Source organism: Arthrobacter sp. 9V (assembly GCF_902506065.1).
GTDB lineage: Bacteria > Actinomycetota > Actinomycetes > Actinomycetales > Micrococcaceae > Arthrobacter.
This window is the reverse complement of the sequence record NZ_LR732912.1, coordinates 1125560-1143213: the sequence shown is the minus strand read 5'-3', so window position 1 is coordinate 1143213 and position 17654 is coordinate 1125560. Positions and strand designations below refer to the sequence as shown.

The window sequence follows — 17654 nt, the reverse complement described above, 5'->3', positions numbered from 1 at the left end:
GCATCCATCGCAACAAGATCCATCACAACAAGTAAGGAAAACGTCATGACCGTCATTACCGAAACCAAGCTCGAGTTCGCCAAACTCGGTTCCCGCATCGGCGCCGAAATCCGTGGCTTTGATATCAGCGGAGACCTCAGCGAAGAAACTGTGGCTCAGATCAGGGCAGCGCTGAACGAGCACAAGGCACTGGTATTCCGCGAGGCCAACATTCTGACCGACGAAGCCCAGGTGAAGTTCGCTTCGCACTTCGGGCCGCTGACCAAGGCGCACCCCACGGTTGCTTCGGTGGACGGAGAAGAGAATGTCCTGCCCGTGGACAGCGAGAACGGTTCGGCCAACAACTGGCACACTGACGTCACTTTCGTGGTCAACCCGCCGCAGGCCTCCACCCTGCGCAGCATCGATCTCCCGGCGTACGGTGGCGAGACCCTGATCGCGTCCTCGGCCGGCGCGTACCAGGACCTCCCGGAAGAATTGCGCAGCTTTGCGGACAATCTGTGGGCCATCCACACCAACGATTACGACTACTCTGTGCCCAAGAACCTTGAGCACGCCAACGCCGATGAACGGCGCAAGGAGTTCACCCGCCTGAAGTTCGAAACCGCCCACCCCGTGGTGCGGGTCCACCCTCTGACCGGCGAGCGCGGATTGTTTATTGGGGGCTTCGCGCAGCGGCTTCGGATTGTGGGTTTGTCCAACACCGAATCAAAGGACATCATCCGTCTGTTGCAGGCGTATGTGACGCGTCCGGAAAACGTGGTCCGGGTGAACTGGGAGCCCAACCAGGTGGTCCTGTTCGATAACCGCATCACCCAGCACTATGCCCCGGACAACTACGACGGCCAGCCGCGCAAGCTCAACCGCGTGACCATTGCCGGGGACATTCCGGTGAGCATCGATGGCAAGCCCAGCCAGGCGCTGCAGGGTGACTCGAGCACGTACTCCGTGGTTGCTCCGGCCAGCTCCGCCTCGTAGTCATGTGTTGCTGTCCGCACCCAACTGAGTCGCAGTTCAGGACGTTCTGAGCCTTCCAAACGTCCTCAACTGCGACTCAGTTGGGTTAAAAAGGGATTAGGGGATGTTGTTTCCCCGTGCTGCCACCCACAGTCCGTACCACTGGGCACGGGTCATATGGTCGGCAACGGAGGCGGCGTCAGCGCAGGCCTGGATGCGTCCGGTGTTGGTGGTCCCAATGACCGGCGAGATCCTGGCCGGGTGCTTCATCAGCCAGCCCAGCAGCACTGATTCCGGGGTGGTGTTCTTCTCCCCCGCCAACTGTTCAAGCATCTGCGCCGTAGCCGACTCGGCCGGCGAAAACTCCGCGGACGACGCACCTGTGTACCGTCCTTGAGCCAGGGAACCGTAGGCCTGCAGTTCAATCCCCGTGGCCATGCAGTGCTCAAGGGTCCCGTGCGGGAAGCTGTATTCCAGCCCCTCTGTATGGTTGACCAACACCGTGCTCTCCAGCCAATCCCTGCGCAGCAGGCTCATTTCCAGCTGGTTGACCACCAAGGGCGTCTCCAACTCTTCCTGCAGGTACGCGATCTGCGCGCCGGACATGTTGGACACACCCAGCTGCCGCACCTTGCCTTCGGCCATTAACTGCCCGACGGCGTCCGCCACCTCGCGCGGGTCCATCAGGGGATCGGGCCGGTGGAGGAGCAGCACGTCCACGTACTCCGTTTGGAGCCGTTTCAAGCTCTGGTTGACCCGTTCAAGGATGGCTTCGCGGCTGAGGTCGTAGTGGGTCTGCAGCCCGCGCTCCCCCAGCCGGATCCCGCATTTGGTCTGCAGCAGGATCTTTTCGCGCAGACCCTGCGAACGGGCAAGGACTTCACCAAAGACGGCCTCGGACTTTCCGCTGCGATAGATATCCGCGTGGTCGAAAAGCTCAATGCCGATTCCCTGCGCGGCTTCGATCACCGCGGCTGCCTCATCGATCTCCGACGATCCATAGGACGTTCCGTCCCACGGGCCGCCGAGTCCCATGCAGCCGTAAATGAGGCGTCCCCGCCCGTTCGCATTAGTCATACTTCAGTATTGTCTGCAGCTTCCTTGTTCTGTCGCACCTGTTCAGGCGTTGCTGAGAATCCACGCCGTGGTGTCCGAAGGCAGCTTGCCTTCCTCCAGCGGGCCGCTGGCTACTACGACTTTTCCTTCCGGGAGCTCTACAGGCGTACTGCCGAAGTTGGTCACTGTGTGCCAGCCCCCGGGGCGGCTGAAGTGCAGCACATCCTGGTTGCCGGTCTCCACCCATTGAAGTTCCTCATCGGTTTGGAGCTCGCTGCGCAGGTGCAGGGCCTTCCGGTAGAGCTCCAGGGTGGAACCTTCCGCGCCCTCCTGCTTGGAGACGGCGTAGTCTTTGAACCACTCCGGCTGCGGGAGGTGGGCCTCGCCCGCACCGAAACCGAAGGATGGACCTTCCTCGGTCCACGGCAGCGGAACGCGGCAACCGTCCCGGCCGATTTCGACGCCGGGATTGCGGAAGAAGGACGGGTCCTGGCGTTCGGAGTCCGGAATTTCCGCGACTTCACGCAAACCTAGCTCTTCACCTTGGTAGAGGTAGGCAGAACCGGGGAGCGCCAGCAGCAAGAGCGTCGCGGCGCGTGCACGACGCAAGCCGAGTTCGACGTCGAGCTCTTCAGCCGGCGCACCGGCCAGCAGCCAGCCTTTGCCGTCCTGGCCCTTGGGCTCTCCGCCGGTGATGTCCTGCGCGGCGTTGGTTCCCTGCGCGACGGATCCTCCCTTGGGCAGACCGTAACGGGTGGCGTGACGGACGACGTCGTGGTTGGAGAAAACCCATGTGGATGAGGCCCCGGACTCCTTGGCCGCCACCAGGTTGTCCGTGATGATTTTCCGGAATGAGGAAGCATCGTAGTCGGACTGCAGGAGGTCGAAGTTGAAGGCCTGGCCCAGTCCCTCGGGGCTGGCGTAGCGGGCGCGGCGGGACTCGTGGACCCAGGCCTCGGCGACGGCGGTACGCGGCGGGTTGTACTCGTTGAAGAGTTTGCGCCACTCGGCGTAAACCTCGTGCACTTCGTCGCGGTCCCAGAACGGGTGGGAACCGTCGGTGAAGCCATCCGTACCGTGCGCCTTGGCTTCCAGGTCCGCCTTCATGGGCAACGGCTCGGAAAGGTCCTTGGCCATGCCATGGGCTACGTCAATCCTGAAGCCGTCCACGCCACGATCCGACCAGAAGCGCAGCGTCCTCAGGAAGTCTTCCCTGATCTCCGGGTTTTCCCAGTTGAAGTCCGGCTGCTCCTTGGCAAAGATGTGCAGGTACCACTGGCCGGGCGTGCCATCAGGCTCGGTGATTCGCTCCCAGATGGGACCGCCGAAGACTGAGTCCCAGTCCGACGGCGGCAGTTCCCCGTTCTCGCCCCGGCCATCGCGGAAGATGTAGCGGTCGCGGGCTGCGGAGCCCTTGGGTGAGGCGAGCGCTTCCTTGAACCATTCGTGGCGGTCCGAGGAATGGTTGGGAACAATGTCCACCACGATTTTGATCCCTGCTGCGTGCAGGGCTGCAGCCATCTCGTCGAAGTCCTCAAGTGTTCCCAACTTGGGATCCACGTTGCGGTAGTCGTCAACGTCGTAGCCGCCGTCCGCGAGCGCCGAAGGGTAGAAGGGACTCAGCCAGACGGCGTCGATCCCCAAGTCTTTCAGGTACGGGACTTTGGCCGTGATGCCCTTGATGTCGCCGAGGCCGTCCCCGTTGGCGTCGTAGAAGCTGCGCGGGTAGATCTGGTAGACAGCCGCCTGGCGCCACCAGTTCGGATCGGACATGCGGTCTGTGTCGGTACGGTGTGCCTGAGTGGCGGAAGTGCTCACGAAACTCCTTTGATTTAGAATCTAAATTTATCTCCGGGACCAGTATGAAACGGCGGTCCGGTGAAGGTCAACAATGGTTAGCCCTTAACAGCGCCCTGTGTCACGCCCGCCATGACCCACCGCTGGGTGAACAGGTAAGCAACGATCGCCGGCGCCATGGCCATCAGGTAAGACGCGAAGGACACGTGGTAGTTGTTGCTGAACTGCGTCTGAAAAAGGTTCTGCCGCACGGGAAGCGTCTGCATGGCCGGATCGGAAATAATCAGCGACGGCATCATGAAGTCATTCCACGCATAAAGGAAAGCGAAGATCCCCACGGTGGCGCTCATAGGCGCCAGCAACGGGAAAATCAGCTTCCAAAAGGTTTGCCATGTGGTTGCGCCATCGATCCTGGCGCTTTCCTCCAATTCCATCGGAATAGAGCGGAGGAACGCGGTGAACAGCAGCACGCTGAAGCTCAACTGGAACATGGTGGCCAGGAGGATGACCCCGAAAGGGTTGTCCAGGCCAAGGCGGCCCGTGAGCTGGATCTGAGGCAAGGCAACCACGGGGAACGGAATGAACATGGCTCCCAGAAGGTAGAAGAACGAGTACCTGAACAGCCGCCGTTCCCAGTTCCGCACAATCGCATAGGAGGCGAAAGCAGCAAGCACGATCGTGGCAAGGACGGTACCGGCTGTCACCAGCAAAGACATTGCCGCACCCACCGGGAAGTTCGTCAAAGTCCATGCTTGGATAAAGCCGTCCAGACTGAACGGGGCGGGGAAGGAAAAGGCGTTACCGTCCACCGCCTGGCCCTGGGTCTTGAACGCCATTGAAACGGTGACGTAGAGCGGAAGCAGCACGGTCACGGCGCACAACAGCAGAACTGTGGTTGCCGGCCAGTTGACGCGTTCAACGGTGGAGCCGGATTTCTTGGTGATTACCGGGCGGGTGGTCATGGATTCGTTGGTCATTACAGTGCATTCCGTCCGCGAGTCAGCGAAAGCTGCAGGAGAGAGATCAGGATGGCCACCACAAAGAAGATGGTGGCGTTGGCCATCTGGTAGGCGTAGTCGCCGCCGTTGAAGCCGGAGATCACCGTCATGGCGATGCTCCGGGTAGAGGTTCCGGGGCCACCGTTTGTCAGTCCCACGATGATGTCGTAGGCGTTGAGGAAGCCCTTGAACCCGAGAATGATGTTGATGACCACGTAACCGGCCACCAGCGGGAGCGTGATCTTCACAAGCTGCTGGAACTTGCTGGCGCCATCAATCTCCGCGGCCTCATAGACATCTCCGGGCACCGCAACAAGGCCCGCGATGTAGATGAGTAAGGCCCCTGGAACTGCCTGCCAGGCCGTAACCAGCACAATTGCTATCCACGCCAGGTCAGGGTTGGCGAGCAGGCTGCTTTCCAGCCACGGAATTCCTGCAGCCGCACCCAGGGAGGGCAGGGAGTTCGAAAACAGGAAGTTGAAAACGTAGGCAATGATGATGCCCGAGACCACCATGGGGATCACGAAGATGGTCCGCAGGGCCGACTTCATCCGGATTCGCGAGGTGAGCCCCACGGCAAGAAGGAAGGCCACTACGTTCACAGCGATCACTGTGACGATGGAAAATCCGAACGTGAAGAGGTAGCTCTGCAGGATGGCCGGATCACTGAAAATTGCAATGTAGTTGGTCAGCCCTATGAACTTCCAGTCGCCGATGCCAATGGAGTCCGTGAAGCTGAAAAAGATGCCGATGATGCCCGGGATGGTGATGGCAAGGGTGAAGAGGATCAAGCTGGGCACCAGGAACAAGTAGAAGATGGGTTCCACCCGCCGTTTCCTGTTCTGGCGTTGCGGGCTCCGATCCTGGCGGCCCGGGGTCTGACGAACCCGGGATGGGCGACTCCGGGATGAGCGATTTTCAGGGCCGGTGTGCCCGGAGGTGGCTGGGGTGCTGATGCTGGACATATATCTGACTCCCTATGGCTGCACTACTGGCGGAAGGCCAGGCGCGCCCAATCTGCGTCGAGGGTGCGGAGGGTTGCTGCAGGGGACGCGCCGAACACGATTGCCTGCGTGTAGTTCATGATGGGGATGGTCCGGGGCACCAGCACGGATGGCCCTTGGTACACCTTGCCGTCGTTGTAGTACTCAACCATTCCTTCAATCCGGGGATCGGGGGTGTTTTCCGAATCCTTGGTTGGCGTGAAGCCCAGCTGCGACTTGTTGTAGGCATCAATCACCTCCGGCTGGTACAGGTACTCAAGGAAGTCACGCGCAGCGTCTTTGTGCTTTGAGGCCTCCGGAATGCAGGCCGCGAGGTCCACGTTGACGCGGACGCGCAAGTCCTCAGGATTTTCAGTCATGGGCAGCGGGAAAGTACCCAGCTTCACGTCGGGTGCGGTCTTGGCGATCTCGCTGAAGGCCCAGGGCCCCTGCAGATACATGGCAGCCTTGCCCTGTGAAAATGCCAGGTTGCCATCACCGTACGCCCTGCTTGCAGCATCCTTGTTGACGTATTCCTTGGCCAGGGTCAGCATCTTTTGGACGGGCTGATCAAAGTCCTTTTGGAATGAGGCCGAAGACTCCGGCCCTACATTCACACCTTCGGCATCAAGCTTCTTAAAGAAGTCCAAGGTGTCCAGCTGGCCGCCCACGGAGTAGTCAAACCATCCCTGGGCGATGGTCCAGTCATCCTTCCACGTAGCGTAGAACGGTGTGACCCCAGCGGCTTTCAGCGCTTCGCAAGCGGCGATCAGCCCGCTCCAGGTAGTGGGCACCTCAATGTTGTGGGCAGCGAAAATTTCCTTGTTGTAAATCACGGAGGATGCCATGACCGAGTACGGCAGCGCACTGGTCCGGCCGGGATAGGAGCCGTATTGATCCATGAGCGGCTTGAGGTCCTCACGGATGCGGGCGGAGGCTGCCGTTCCTGAGAGGTCACTCAACGCGCCGCGCTGGACGAACCGGGAAGTCTCCATGTTGTAATTGGCGAGCGCAATGTCCGGCGGATTGCCGCGGACGAAACTCGCGGACACGACGTCCACTCCGGAGGTGTCAAGAACCACCTCAGTGTCATCCTGCGAAGCATTGTAGTCAGCAACAAGTTTGGTCATGAACCCAATGGCTTCACGTTTGCTGAACGTGAAGCGGATGGTCTCTTTTCCCCGTCCTCCTGCGCCCGGGCCTCCCGATCCCGGGTCTCCGGTGCAGCCGGAGACAAGGCCTGCAACCAGCGCCAGGGCAAACCCCGCCGCTGCCATGTGTTTCCAGCGTGTCAGTTTCACAGACACCGTAGCCCTTTCTTCTTGCGGACCTCAGTGGCCGCCTTGCATCGGGCAGCGCAGCAAGCGCATCGTCACCCGGAAGTTTAGATAGGTTCTAAATTTATGGCCTATCGCTAACCATGGTGAGTGATACACGCCACAGCGTCAAGCACGCTTTGAAATGCGTCGTCATATAAATTTATGTACTAAATTTAGGTTTACCGTTCAACGTTCCGATGGACGGCCGAACAATGGGAGCCTTCGAATGCAGCCCGGGACCGCACCGTCAACTCAACTGGTACGCAGGGTCAACGCCAGCGCAATGCTCAAGGCCATGCGCGGGGCCGGCATCGTGACCGGCACAGAACTCATGGCTGCCACCGGACTCTCGCGCGCCACCGTCATCTCCATCTGCGATGAACTGGTCCGCCTCGGCTGGCTCGAAGAACTGGAGAACCAACGAGGAGGCGGTGACTACGTCAAGGGCAGGCCTGCACGGCGCTTCGCTTTTGATGACGGCGCCGCCAGCGTGATCGGGATCGACATAGGCGCCAACAAGATGACCGCGATCGTGGCCGATATGGCCGGAACGTCCTTGTCCCGGGTCACCATGCCTTTCCGCGCCTACAACGTCCCCGCAGATGAACGCGCCGACGTCCTGGACAGGATAGCGGCCGACGCCTTGGAGAAAGCCGGCGTTTCCGCAGATTCTGTTCTTGCCGTCTCTGTTGGGGTGGCCGCCCCGGTCAGCCGACAGGGCGAGGTCCTCACAGCCCAGGAATTCTGGAAATCCTTTGATGTGCGCCGGATCGTGTCCGAGCGCCATGGGTGGCACGTGCTCCTGGAAAATGATGCCAACCTCGCCGCCCTGGCAGAACGGTGGCAGGGCAGCGCGCGGGGAGTGGACAACCTCGTGGTCATGCTCGCCGGTGACCGCTTGGGATCCGGCATCCTCGAGTCAGGCCGCCTGCTCCATGGGCAGGTTGGCGGTTTTGGCGAGCTGGGGTACTTGGACAACGTGGATGGTGTGGGTGACACCTACGGCATAGCCCACTACGCAACGCTGTGGGGCCGGGAAGTCCTTGACTCCGGCACGGAAACTACGTTGCGGGCCCTATCCGGTGGCGAGCCTGAAGCCCTCACGGCAGAAATGGTTTTCAGGGCAGCAGCGGAAGGCGATCAAGCAGCCCGCAACGTCCTGGACCGCATGGCACACCGCATGGCCCGCGTTATTGGATCCATCAGCACGTTGGTCAATCCTGAGCTGGTGGTCATTGCCGGCGCCGTTGCAGCATCTGCCCATGCCCTGATCCCGGCCATGGAAAAGCAGGTTCAGGAGTTCACCTTCACTCCCCCGCGCCTGGCAACTTCCGAGCTCGGCGACGGCATTGTGTCCCTCGGCGCGATCCGCCACGCCTTGGACTACGTGGAAGAGCACGCCCTCGATCTCTATCCGGCATCATTGCCAAAACGGGTCACAGCGGGCTGACTGACTCCGTCCGGAATGGACCTAGTCCGGCATCGACCCTATTCCGGCATGGACATCGTCCGCAGGTCCAGCTGCCGGAGGACCCTGTCAGCTACTTCCGGATCAGTGCCGGGCTCATTGCGGGCTGCCACAACTTCCTGGCGCGCAGCATCCAAGGCGATGGTCTGCACGGCGATGGAGAGTTCCCGTCCACGCTTGCGTTTCTCGGCAACGGATTCGTTCTTTAGCGTTCCGTCCAGCAGCTCCGCATGGAGGCGCCGCATCTTTTCCTTCACCAGGGTGACTTTTTCGGCCGGAAGTTCCTTCATGAGGTCGTGGTCCTTCAACGCAGCCACTGCAGCCGACTGGGCCCGCTTGGCCAGGACCTTGGCGGCGTCCTGTTCATGTGATCCGTCTTCTGTAGCATCCAGTACGCGCATGAGCCACGGCAGCGTCAGGCCAGGGAGGACCAAGGTGGCCAGGAGCACCGCGCAGGCAATCACCAGGATCTCGTGGCGGGCCGGGAAGTCGTTGCCATCCGGCAGCGTCATGGGGAGCGCCAGGGCCAGCGCCAGGGTGGCCAGGCCGCGCATGCCGCACCACGTCAGGATCAGCACTTCCTTGGGCGAAGTTGGTTGCAACAGGTTCCTGCGTTTTTGTGCGGTGAGCGCGAGGAGGCCCAGCCACAGGAAGCGCACCACGAACACCAGGATGCAGACCACCACGGCCATACCGATCATGCCGAAAATGGCTGTGCCTTCATCACGGATGACGTGCCGGATTTCCAGACCCACCAGACCAAAGGCAAGCCCCGTGGCCAGCAGCTCCACCACGTCCCAGAAGGCGGTCCGCGTAATGCGTTCGGCGGCGTCCTGCGGCCGCGTGTGGCGCTGCAGTTCCAAGGCGGTAACGACGACGGCCACCACACCTGAGGCGTGCAGCTCTTCGGCGAGGATGTAGGCGGCGAAAGGAACCACCAAGGTCACAGCACTTCGGGCAACCATTGACGTCACCAGTGTGGTGATGAACCTGGTCAGCCAACCCATCGCGATGCCGATCACCACAGCCAGCGCAGCGCCGATGACAAACTGCGGAATAACCTCAGGACCCACTTCCTTGCCGGACATGGTTGCCGCCACCGCTGCCTGGAAGATCACGATCGCCGGCGTCGTTGAAGAGCCCTTCGCTTTGGAGGACCGTGATAAGCCGGCGCGGCATGTGCACACGGCCCGCCACGGACTCCACAGCAACAGGGTCCGGCGGCGCCACCATGGCACCCAGGGCGATCGCCGCAGGAATGCCGATGCCCGGGACCATAAGCCAGGCAGCACCGGCTACTGCTGCAGTGGACACCACAACCAAAGCCACAGCCATCAGCAGGAGTGTCCGCCAGCGCACCCGGAAAACCGCCCAGGAACTCTTTTGGGCCGTAGCGAACAGCAAGGGCGGAAGGAAGATGGGCAGGATCAGTTCAGGTGAGATCTCGAACTCGGGGAAGCCCGGAATGAACGTGAGGCCAACGGCCAGCAGCAGCATCAGGACCGGATAGGGAAGCCGAAGCCGGTCCCCCAAGCCCACTGCCACCACCGTGGCAAGCAGCAACCCGACAATGAGCGCCAACTGATCCATTTTCCTGCTTCCCCTGATGTTGCACGGCACTTCCCCACCCCGGCCGAAAACCCGGATTCAGAAGAAAAGTTCCCTACCAACATATCCCGGAGCGCAGACAGTCCAGGCGAGACGACCAGTAGGACGGCCCGGCCACATCCCGGCCGGGTAACTGCACCGGCTCAGTCCTCCGTAAGCGCGTCCACCACGTCTTTGGTTCCGTCTTTGAATGCGATGGTCCGGTGGATGGTGCCCGGAAGCTCCAGCACTGCCGCGGCCACCAAGGCAACGTTGGCCCGTGAGGTCTCCGTGCCGTTGCCCGGATTCTCCGGAGCAGTCTGGATCAGACCCGTGGCGGGCTCGTTGGTCAGCGTTCCCGGGCCAAGGACGGTCCAGTCGAGGTCGGTAGAGCGCAAGTAGTCATCTGCAGTCGCTTTAGCCTCGGCGTAGGCAAAGAACGGGTTGTCCGCGGGCACGCCGTGGTCCCTGGCAGCGCCAATGTAGGAAACCATCACGTACCGCTTGACTCCGGCCTCTGAAGCAGCATCCATCGAGCGGATGGCTGCATCACGGTCAACGGCATAGGTCCTGGCAGGATTCCCCCCGCCGGCTCCGGCTGACCAGACCACGGCATCGTGGCCTTTGAACGCTTGGGCGAGTTCCGCCGTCGTCGAATTTTCCACATCCAGCACCTCAGCGGAGGCGCCGGTGTCCGTGACATCTGCCACATGATCGGGATTTCGGATGAAAGACGTGACGTCGTGACCTTCGCCACTCAGAATGCGGGACAGATGCAGGGCCACTTTCCCGTGGCCGCCAATGATTGCGATTCGGCTCATGGACCCATTCTGTCCCACCAAACGAAAAAAGACCCCGCAGGCGAAAGCTGCGGGGTCTTGCTCTGTAGCGGTGGGGAGGCTCGATCTCCCGACCTCACGATTATGAGTCGTGCGCTCTAACCAACTGAGCTACACCGCCACGAATGAGAAAAACCTGTGTCAAGCCGGTCAAAACCGCCTTGACACAGGCCCTCATCCAGAGCCCCCCACCGGAATCGATCCGGTGACCTCGTTCTTACCAAGAACGCGCTCTACCACTGAGCTAGGGGGGCAACGAGTAAATACTCTACCGGACGTTTTCAGAAGCTACAAATCGGCGAAAAATCGCGGAAAAACGGCGCCGACACAATTTGCGAAGACGCCGGTTTCCTGATCTATTTTCCGCTCCAGCGGCTGCCGCCGTTTGCTCCTTGGACGCTCGACGTCAGGGTAGCCGGAGCACCTGTCCGGGGTAGATCCGGTCCGGGTTCGGGACGGTATCCGCGTTGGTGGCGATCAGGGCGCCAAGATCCACGCCGTACTGTGCAGCGATGCCGTTCATGGTGTCGCCCTGCTCCACCACAACCTCCGTGACCCTTGGTGCCACGGGCCCTGGCTGTCCGGTCCCTGCGGCAGCCTCCGCAGCGGCTTCCTGCGCTTGTGGGCGGACTTCCGGGGCCTCGGGCTCCAGCCCCTCATTTGCGGCCTCCTGCGCTGCTGCAGCGTCCGCAGCCTCCTGCTGTCGGGCCGCCTGTGCGGCAGCAGCTTCCGCCGCGGCGTGATCCGATGCAGAAACCTCGACGGCGGCCGCATCCTCGGCTGCTTGGCTCACCGCGGTCCCGTCTACCGGAGCCGCCCCACTCCTCTCCCCGGCGTCCTTTCCGCCAAAGCCCAGGTTCTTCTTCACGTTGTCCAGCAATCCCATGGAGCACCCTCCTGTGTTCTGCGTTGCGTTCAGTAGTGCCGTTAGGTCGTGCCTCGATGGTACGGCGGTGTGATGTCCCACGGAACCCGGTCTTGTTCGATGTCCCCGCAGTACAACTGCGGGGAAATCGGACGGGCCCTGGAAATAGCGGGTTAAACACGTCAGGGGGCCGGCTCGAAAGCCGACCCCCTGACGGGAACTACCTAGTGTTTACCACCAAGCAAGTGTTTACCACTTGCCAGTGTTTACCACTGGCGAGTGTTTACCACTTGCCCTTGCGGTTGAAATCGCGGTGTCCGCCTTCGCCGCCAGTGCGGGGCTTGCGAGCGCCGTCACCGTGGCCGCCGAAGCGGGATCCGCTGGCCTGGCCGCGATCGCGGTCGCCGAAGCTGCCTGCGGTGCGCTCGGAGCGGTCGCTGTAGGAGCGGCCGCCACGGTCAGCGGAAGTACGCTCGCCGTCGGACTTGCGGAAGTCCTTCTTGAATCCGCCGGCACCCTTGAAGTTTCCGCCGCCACGGTTTTCGCGGTCGCCGTAGCCGCCACGACCACCAGCGCCACCACCCTGGTAGCTGCCACGGTCGCCGCTGGGCCTGCGGCCGTTATCCAACTCGAGGTTGATCAGCTCGCCACCGATGCGGGTGCGGGACAGTGCGCGCAGCTGATCGGCGCTCAGGTCTGCCGGGAGCTCCACCAAGGAGTGATCCGAGCGGATGTCGATCCCGCCGATCTGTGCGGAGGAAATGCCGCCTTCGTTGGCAATGGCGCCAACGATGGAGCCCGGCATGACGCGCTGACGGCGTCCCACGGAGATCCGGTAGGTGGCGTTGCCTTCGGTCAGTGCGCGGGTAGGCCCACGGGAACCGAAGCCGTCCTTGGAGCGCTCGCGCTTCTGGTACTCAGGAGCGGCAGGCAGTTCCTTGACCAGCAGCGGCTGTCCGCCCTGTGCCATGACGGCCAAGGCTGCAGCGATCTCGGAAGCCGGAACGTTGTGCTCTTCCTCGTAGGAGGAGATGAGGTCGCGGAAGGCCGCAACATCCTCGGACGCGAGGGTCTCGGTGATGCGCTCGGCGAACTTGCCCAGGCGCAGCGTGTTCACGGTCTCGGCAGTGGGCAGGTGCATCTGCTCCACCGGCTGGCGGGTTGCCTTTTCGATGGAACGCAGCAAGTACTTCTCACGCGGCGTCATGAAGAGGATCGCATCACCGGAACGACCGGCACGGCCCGTGCGGCCAATGCGGTGCACGTAGGACTCGGTGTCGTGGGGGATGTCGTAGTTGATCACGTGGCTGATGCGCTCAACGTCAAGGCCACGGGCCGCGACGTCGGTGGCCACGAGAATGTCAATGCGGCCTTCCTTCAGCGCGTCAACGGTGCGTTCGCGCTGCTGCTGCGGGATGTCGCCATTGATGGCGGCAGCCTGGAAGCCGCGGGACTTCAGCTTGTCAGCCAGGTCCTCGGTAGCCATCTTGGTGCGCACGAAGGCAATGACGCCGTCGAACTCTTCAACCTCGAGGATACGGGTGAGGGCATCGAGCTTGTGCGGGCCCATGACCTGCAGGTAGCGCTGCTTGGTGTTGGCGCCCGTGGTGGTCTTGGACTTCACGGAAATTTCAGCCGGGTTGTTCAGGTACTGCTTGGACATGCGGCGGATCTGGCCCGGCATGGTGGCAGAGAACAAGGCAACCTGACGGGTATCAGGGGTCTGCTGGAAGATCTGCTCCACGTCATCGGCAAAGCCCATGCGCAGCATCTCGTCAGCTTCGTCCAGTACCAGGTACTGGAGCTCGGACAGGTCCAGGGAACCCTTGGCGATGTGGTCGATCACACGGCCGGGGGTACCCACTACAACCTGTGCACCGCGGCGCAGGCCGGCCAGCTGGGGGCCGTAAGCGGAGCCACCGTAAACCGGGAGGACGGTGAAATCGTCAATGTGCTTGGCGTAGGAGGTGAAGGCCTCGGCAACCTGGAGGGCCAGTTCACGCGTGGGAGCCAGGACCAGAGCCTGGGTCTTGCGGGACGGGCCGTTGAGGTCGTGGAGCTCAGCCAGGCGGGAAAGGGCCGGAACAGCGAAAGCTGCGGTCTTGCCGGTACCGGTCTGGGCGAGGCCAACGACGTCGCGGCCTTCGAGCAGCAGCGGGATGGTGGCAGCCTGAATGGGGGACGGCTTTTCGTAGCCGACGTCCTGCAGGGCGGCCAGAACGCGTCCATCGATACCAAGATCGACGAAGCGGACGCCTTCTTCTTCCTCTTCTTCTGCCTTCGGGGCAGGAGCTTCGGTGAAGGCGGGGGCTGCAGTCTGAGCTGCAGGAGTCTCGACGGGGGCAGCGGCAGCGGCCGGTGCTTCAGCTTCGGCGGGTGCGGAGGTCTCTGCTGCAGCAGTGAACTCGGGGGCAGCTGCGTCAGCGGCCTGGGCGTCGAAGTTTTCGTTGAGATTTTCGGTCATAGGGGGAAATTCCTCATCCATAGGGCAGTCGGCGCGGCCCGGTTGGGCTTGGCCGCATTACTCGTCGCAAGAAACAGGAAAAGGTGCCCTGCTCTCGCAAGAAGTCCGGCGCTATCGCAATCCCATGGCAGGACTTCCCGCTGCATCTCTTGGCTGCTATCCCAGCAGTCTGTACAGCGTTTTCTTTAGCCGGCTCTCCCTATGAAAATGCCCGCACACATTTGCGGGCCCCAACACTTACCAGTCCTGCCTCAAGAATTGGGCAGGATAAAGGGATTTCCGGAGTGGGGGATATTACAAGTGTAGGGCACAGAGGCCCATCACCGCGAGTCGAGAGGCAGCAAAGCATGGGTGAGCTTATTCACACCGGACTTTCAGGCCGGCCTGCAACGGTTTTAGAGCCCGTTTCTGCGCAGAACCTTTTCGAAGACGGGGTGGTAGTCCTCCTGCAAACGGATCTCGCCGTCGGCATCAGCATCCAGCAGTATCTGCACCAGTTCCGGGCTGGGTTCGCTGAACCACTGGCCAACGGTAATGCCGTGCCGGGGCACGAAAGTCCGGTGGATGTGGTCTTCTGCAGAAATGGTGCCCGTCTTGATCACCCGGAGGTAAGTGCCTACCCGGCCGGCCTGCGTGAAGCGCTTCACCCACTGCGGCTCGTCGATCACCCGTTGAAAAGTGGCGCACGGGACGCGGGGGGATGTGACTTCCAGTTCCACTTCCAAGCCGATCTTCCAGCGTTCGCCAATGACAGCGCCCGTAGTTTCGATTCCGGCGACGCGCAGGTTCTCGCCGAAAACCCCGGCCGGCATCTCCCGCTTCAGCTCACCTGACCAGTAGTCCGCATCCTCCTGCGAATACGCGTACAGGGCCTGGTCTTCCCCGCCATGATCCAGCCGGTTTGCCTGCACATCCCCGTGCAGCCCCAGCTTGTGAACCTTCACCGGTCCCTCCACCGGGCGTTTGTCCATGCCGGTGACGCCCACGCTTCCCAGGGGGTCGGGCAGCAGCTGGTGCACACGGCAGACGGCAAGAAGGGATGCGGTGTTCATGGACACCAGTGTACGGAGGTGCGAAGCCGAAACGGGTCAGGACTAAGGATCAAAACGGTAGCCCATGCCCGCTTCCGTGTGCAGGTGCCGGGGCTCGGCCGGATCCCGCTCCAGCTTCCGCCTCAACTGGGCTATATATACGCGCAAGTACTGCGTTTCCTTCGCGTAGGCCTGCCCCCAGACCTGGGTGAGGATCTGCTGCTGGCTCACCAGTTTCCCCTTATTACGGACCAGCAGCTCCAGGATGTTCCACTCCGTGGGAGTCAAGCGCACTTCCGAGCCATCCTTGACGATCTTCTTGCCCGCCAGGTCCACCATGAAATCCGTGGTGGCCAGCGTTGGTTCCTCATGTTCGGTAACAACCCGGCGTGAGGCGACCCGAAGCCGCGCAAGCAGCTCATCCAAACCGAAAGGCTTGGTCACGTAGTCGTCAGCACCGGCGTCGAGCGCTTCAACCTTGTCCTCCGAGGCGTGCCGTGCGGACAGCACAATGATGGGCATACTGCTCCAGCCGCGAATGCGCCGGATGATCTCCACCCCGTCCATATCCGGCAAGCCGAGGTCCAGCACCACAATCTCCACGGGGTGTTTGGCGGTGGCTTGCAGGGCGTCCACCCCGTTTCCCACAGTCAACGCCTGGTAGCCATGCGCTTGGAGGGTCACCTGCATGGCGCGGGCAATGCGGGCCTCATCCTCCACAATGAGCACCAGCGTCATTGCGCACCGCCGCTCCATAGCGGCAAGGTGACCACCATGGTCAAGCCGCCACCCGGCGTCGGCTCCGCAGCGAGCCTGCCACCCATCGCCTCGGTGAACCCCTTCGCAACAGCCAATCCCAATCCGATTCCACCGCCGGCGCTGATCCCGCCTCCGGGCGATAGCGACGGCGAATCACCGAAGCGCTGGAACGGCTGGAAAATATCCACCACTTCCTGGTGCCCTACTCCCCTGCCGTGATCAATGATCCGCAGTTCGCTGGCGGGCCGGTCTCCCAAAGTGATCCCCTCTCCTGCACGGGCGGTCAGGACAACATCGGAGTCGGGGGCATATTTCAGGGCGTTCTCCACAATGTTGGCCACCACACGCTCGAGCATTCCGGCGTCGGCCTGAACCGGCGGAAGATTGGGCGGCAGTTCATTGCGCAGCCGCTCCTTTGATACTCCCCGCAACGCCTGCGGCAACACCTCCGCCCACACGATGCCCGTCAACAGCGGATTGACCGCGTCCGCCGTAATGCGCGACATATCCAGGAGGTTGTCCACCAAATGGTCCAAGCGGTCGGCATACTCCTCGATGGTCTCCAGCAACTCGCGTTCCACCTCCTTCGGGAAATTCACATCCTCCTGGCGCAGGCTGCTGACAGCGAGCTTGATTCCGGCCAGCGGAGTCCGCAGGTCATGGGAGACAGCGCGCAGGATGGAGGTGCGCATCTTGTTGCCCTCAGCCAACCGCACATTGTCCCTTCGGCTTTCCACCAACTGCTGCCTGTCCCGGACAGCCACCACGAAAGCCCCGAACGCGGCAAGCATCCGCTGCTGGTGGGCTGACAACGGACCGCCGCGCAGCAACAGGGTGTAGTGGGGATCGACGACGGCGGCATGGTCTGCGGCGGCATGGGTCACCGGCGGGTTCGGGCCGGCACCCGCCAGAACGCGCCACTCCGGCTGCGAACGGGCAGCAGCTTGGGTAGTCAAACCTTGCTGTGAAGCACCCGAATGGGAAACACCCAGCAGCGTCACCGCTTCCATGCCCAGGTTGCTGCGCACCTTCTCAAGGAACGATTCCAGGCTTCCGTCCGAGCTAAGGATGCGCAGGGCGAGTTCGCTCAGGGCCGTGGCCTCCGCCCCGGAGCGGGCTGCTTCCTGGGCCCTGCGGCTGGCAAGGCCCACTGCCAGCGCGACGCCGCAGGCCACCGCAAGGAAAACCACCAACGTGAACAAGGTGGTGGGATCGGCTATGGAGAGGGAACCCACCGGGTCCGCGGAAAAGTAATTAAGGAGGAAACTGCCTAACACGGCGGCCACTACCGCGGGCCAAAGACCACCGATTGCGGCCACTGCAACAGCCACAGCCAACTGCAAGAGCATGATGATCGCGAAATTACGGAAACCCAGGATCGTGACCATCAGTTCGATCCCGGGCGGCAGCAGAACAGCCAGGACCAATCCCGTGATGACCCGTCCGGCGCCAATACCGCGGACCGGCGGGAGCCGCAGCAGCACGCCGTCGTCGCCGTTGCTGTTTGCTTCAGGTCCCGCCATGGCTACAT

General features: G+C 62.0%; 13 protein-coding genes, 2 tRNA genes and 1 pseudogene. 2 read left to right on the top strand and 14 right to left on the bottom strand.

The genetic code is table 11. The annotated features are described in order from the left end of the window. Positions 1-45: 45 nt before the first annotated feature. Positions 46-978 (top strand): TauD/TfdA dioxygenase family protein, encoded by a 933-nt coding sequence (locus tag BACI9J_RS05345; RefSeq protein ID WP_159733502.1) that lies wholly within the window; start codon positions 46-48, stop codon positions 976-978. 96 nt (positions 979-1074) lie between these two features. Here BACI9J_RS05345 and BACI9J_RS05340 read toward each other — a convergent pair whose 3' ends face one another. From BACI9J_RS05340 to BACI9J_RS05320, 5 genes are all read right to left on the bottom strand, one after another. Next, on the bottom strand, positions 1075-2034 hold the full coding sequence (locus tag BACI9J_RS05340) for an aldo/keto reductase (RefSeq protein ID WP_159733501.1): 960 nt from the start codon (positions 2032-2034) through the stop codon (positions 1075-1077). A gap of 42 nt (positions 2035-2076) precedes the next feature. Further along, positions 2077-3831: a glycoside hydrolase family 13 protein gene (locus BACI9J_RS05335; protein WP_159733500.1), complete on the bottom strand. Its 1755-nt coding sequence runs from the start codon at positions 3829-3831 to the stop codon at positions 2077-2079. Positions 3832-3908: 77 nt separating this feature from the next. Further along, on the bottom strand, positions 3909-4787 hold the full coding sequence (locus BACI9J_RS05330; RefSeq protein WP_159733499.1) for a carbohydrate ABC transporter permease: 879 nt from the start codon (positions 4785-4787) through the stop codon (positions 3909-3911). Next, entirely contained in the window at positions 4787-5773 is a 987-nt protein-coding gene (locus BACI9J_RS05325; RefSeq protein WP_159733498.1) for a carbohydrate ABC transporter permease, read from the bottom strand. Before BACI9J_RS05325 ends, BACI9J_RS05330 begins: the two co-directional genes overlap by 1 nt. Positions 5774-5796: 23 nt before the next feature. Continuing rightward, a complete protein-coding gene (locus tag BACI9J_RS05320; RefSeq protein ID WP_159733497.1) occupies positions 5797-7098 on the bottom strand; it encodes an ABC transporter substrate-binding protein in 1302 nt (433 codons plus the stop codon). A 238-nt stretch (positions 7099-7336) separates the two neighbouring features. Here BACI9J_RS05320 and BACI9J_RS05315 point away from each other — a divergent pair, with 238 nt between their 5' ends. Beyond that, on the top strand, positions 7337-8560 hold the full coding sequence (locus tag BACI9J_RS05315; RefSeq protein ID WP_159733496.1) for an ROK family protein: 1224 nt from the start codon (positions 7337-7339) through the stop codon (positions 8558-8560). A 38-nt stretch (positions 8561-8598) separates the two neighbouring features. Here BACI9J_RS05315 and BACI9J_RS05310 read toward each other — a convergent pair. From BACI9J_RS05310 to BACI9J_RS05270, 9 genes and pseudogenes are all read right to left on the bottom strand, one after another. Then, positions 8599-10168 (bottom strand): annotated as a pseudogene (locus BACI9J_RS05310) (Na+/H+ antiporter). 161 nt (positions 10169-10329) lie between these two features. After that, positions 10330-10986 carry an NAD(P)-binding oxidoreductase gene (locus tag BACI9J_RS05305; RefSeq protein WP_159733495.1) on the bottom strand — a complete coding sequence of 219 codons (657 nt, stop codon included), beginning with the start codon at positions 10984-10986 and terminating at the stop codon, positions 10330-10332. Between the two features lie 65 nt (positions 10987-11051). Continuing rightward, positions 11052-11125 (bottom strand) — tRNA-Met (locus tag BACI9J_RS05300). Between the two features lie 61 nt (positions 11126-11186). After that, positions 11187-11258, bottom strand: a tRNA-Thr gene (locus BACI9J_RS05295). A gap of 152 nt (positions 11259-11410) precedes the next feature. Further along, positions 11411-11890 carry a LysM peptidoglycan-binding domain-containing protein gene (locus tag BACI9J_RS05290; protein ID WP_159733494.1) on the bottom strand — a complete coding sequence of 160 codons (480 nt, stop codon included), beginning with the start codon at positions 11888-11890 and terminating at the stop codon, positions 11411-11413. A gap of 262 nt (positions 11891-12152) precedes the next feature. After that, positions 12153-14333 carry a DEAD/DEAH box helicase gene (locus tag BACI9J_RS05285; RefSeq protein ID WP_159733493.1) on the bottom strand — a complete coding sequence of 727 codons (2181 nt, stop codon included), beginning with the start codon at positions 14331-14333 and terminating at the stop codon, positions 12153-12155. Positions 14334-14728: 395 nt separating this feature from the next. Beyond that, positions 14729-15385 carry an MOSC domain-containing protein gene (locus BACI9J_RS05280; RefSeq protein WP_159733492.1) on the bottom strand — a complete coding sequence of 219 codons (657 nt, stop codon included), beginning with the start codon at positions 15383-15385 and terminating at the stop codon, positions 14729-14731. Positions 15386-15427: 42 nt separating this feature from the next. Then, the gene (locus tag BACI9J_RS05275) at positions 15428-16102 is read right to left on the bottom strand and encodes a response regulator (protein ID WP_159733491.1); all 675 of its coding nucleotides are present in this window, start codon (positions 16100-16102) and stop codon (positions 15428-15430) included. Beyond that, positions 16099-17646: a sensor histidine kinase gene (locus BACI9J_RS05270; RefSeq protein ID WP_159733490.1), complete on the bottom strand. Its 1548-nt coding sequence runs from the start codon at positions 17644-17646 to the stop codon at positions 16099-16101. Before BACI9J_RS05270 ends, BACI9J_RS05275 begins: the two co-directional genes overlap by 4 nt. Positions 17647-17654 lie beyond the last annotated feature (8 nt).

What these genes read in the sequence shown, in the direction of transcription:
- BACI9J_RS05345 (WP_159733502.1), top strand. Translation starts at nt 46, where the DNA reads ATGACCGTCATTACCGAAACCAAGCTCGAGTTCGCCAAACTCGGTTCC.
- BACI9J_RS05340 (WP_159733501.1), bottom strand. Translation starts at nt 2,034, where the DNA reads ATGACTAATGCGAACGGGCGGGGACGCCTCATTTACGGCTGCATGGGA.
- BACI9J_RS05330 (WP_159733499.1), bottom strand. Translation starts at nt 4,787, where the DNA reads ATGACCAACGAATCCATGACCACCCGCCCGGTAATCACCAAGAAATCC.
- BACI9J_RS05325 (WP_159733498.1), bottom strand. Translation starts at nt 5,773, where the DNA reads ATGTCCAGCATCAGCACCCCAGCCACCTCCGGGCACACCGGCCCTGAA.
- BACI9J_RS05315 (WP_159733496.1), top strand. Translation starts at nt 7,337, where the DNA reads ATGCAGCCCGGGACCGCACCGTCAACTCAACTGGTACGCAGGGTCAAC.
- BACI9J_RS05305 (WP_159733495.1), bottom strand. Translation starts at nt 10,986, where the DNA reads ATGAGCCGAATCGCAATCATTGGCGGCCACGGGAAAGTGGCCCTGCAT.
- BACI9J_RS05290 (WP_159733494.1), bottom strand. Translation starts at nt 11,890, where the DNA reads ATGGGATTGCTGGACAACGTGAAGAAGAACCTGGGCTTTGGCGGAAAG.
- BACI9J_RS05285 (WP_159733493.1), bottom strand. Translation starts at nt 14,333, where the DNA reads ATGACCGAAAATCTCAACGAAAACTTCGACGCCCAGGCCGCTGACGCA.
- BACI9J_RS05280 (WP_159733492.1), bottom strand. Translation starts at nt 15,385, where the DNA reads ATGAACACCGCATCCCTTCTTGCCGTCTGCCGTGTGCACCAGCTGCTG.
- BACI9J_RS05275 (WP_159733491.1), bottom strand. Translation starts at nt 16,102, where the DNA reads ATGACGCTGGTGCTCATTGTGGAGGATGAGGCCCGCATTGCCCGCGCC.
- BACI9J_RS05270 (WP_159733490.1), bottom strand. Translation starts at nt 17,646, where the DNA reads ATGGCGGGACCTGAAGCAAACAGCAACGGCGACGACGGCGTGCTGCTG.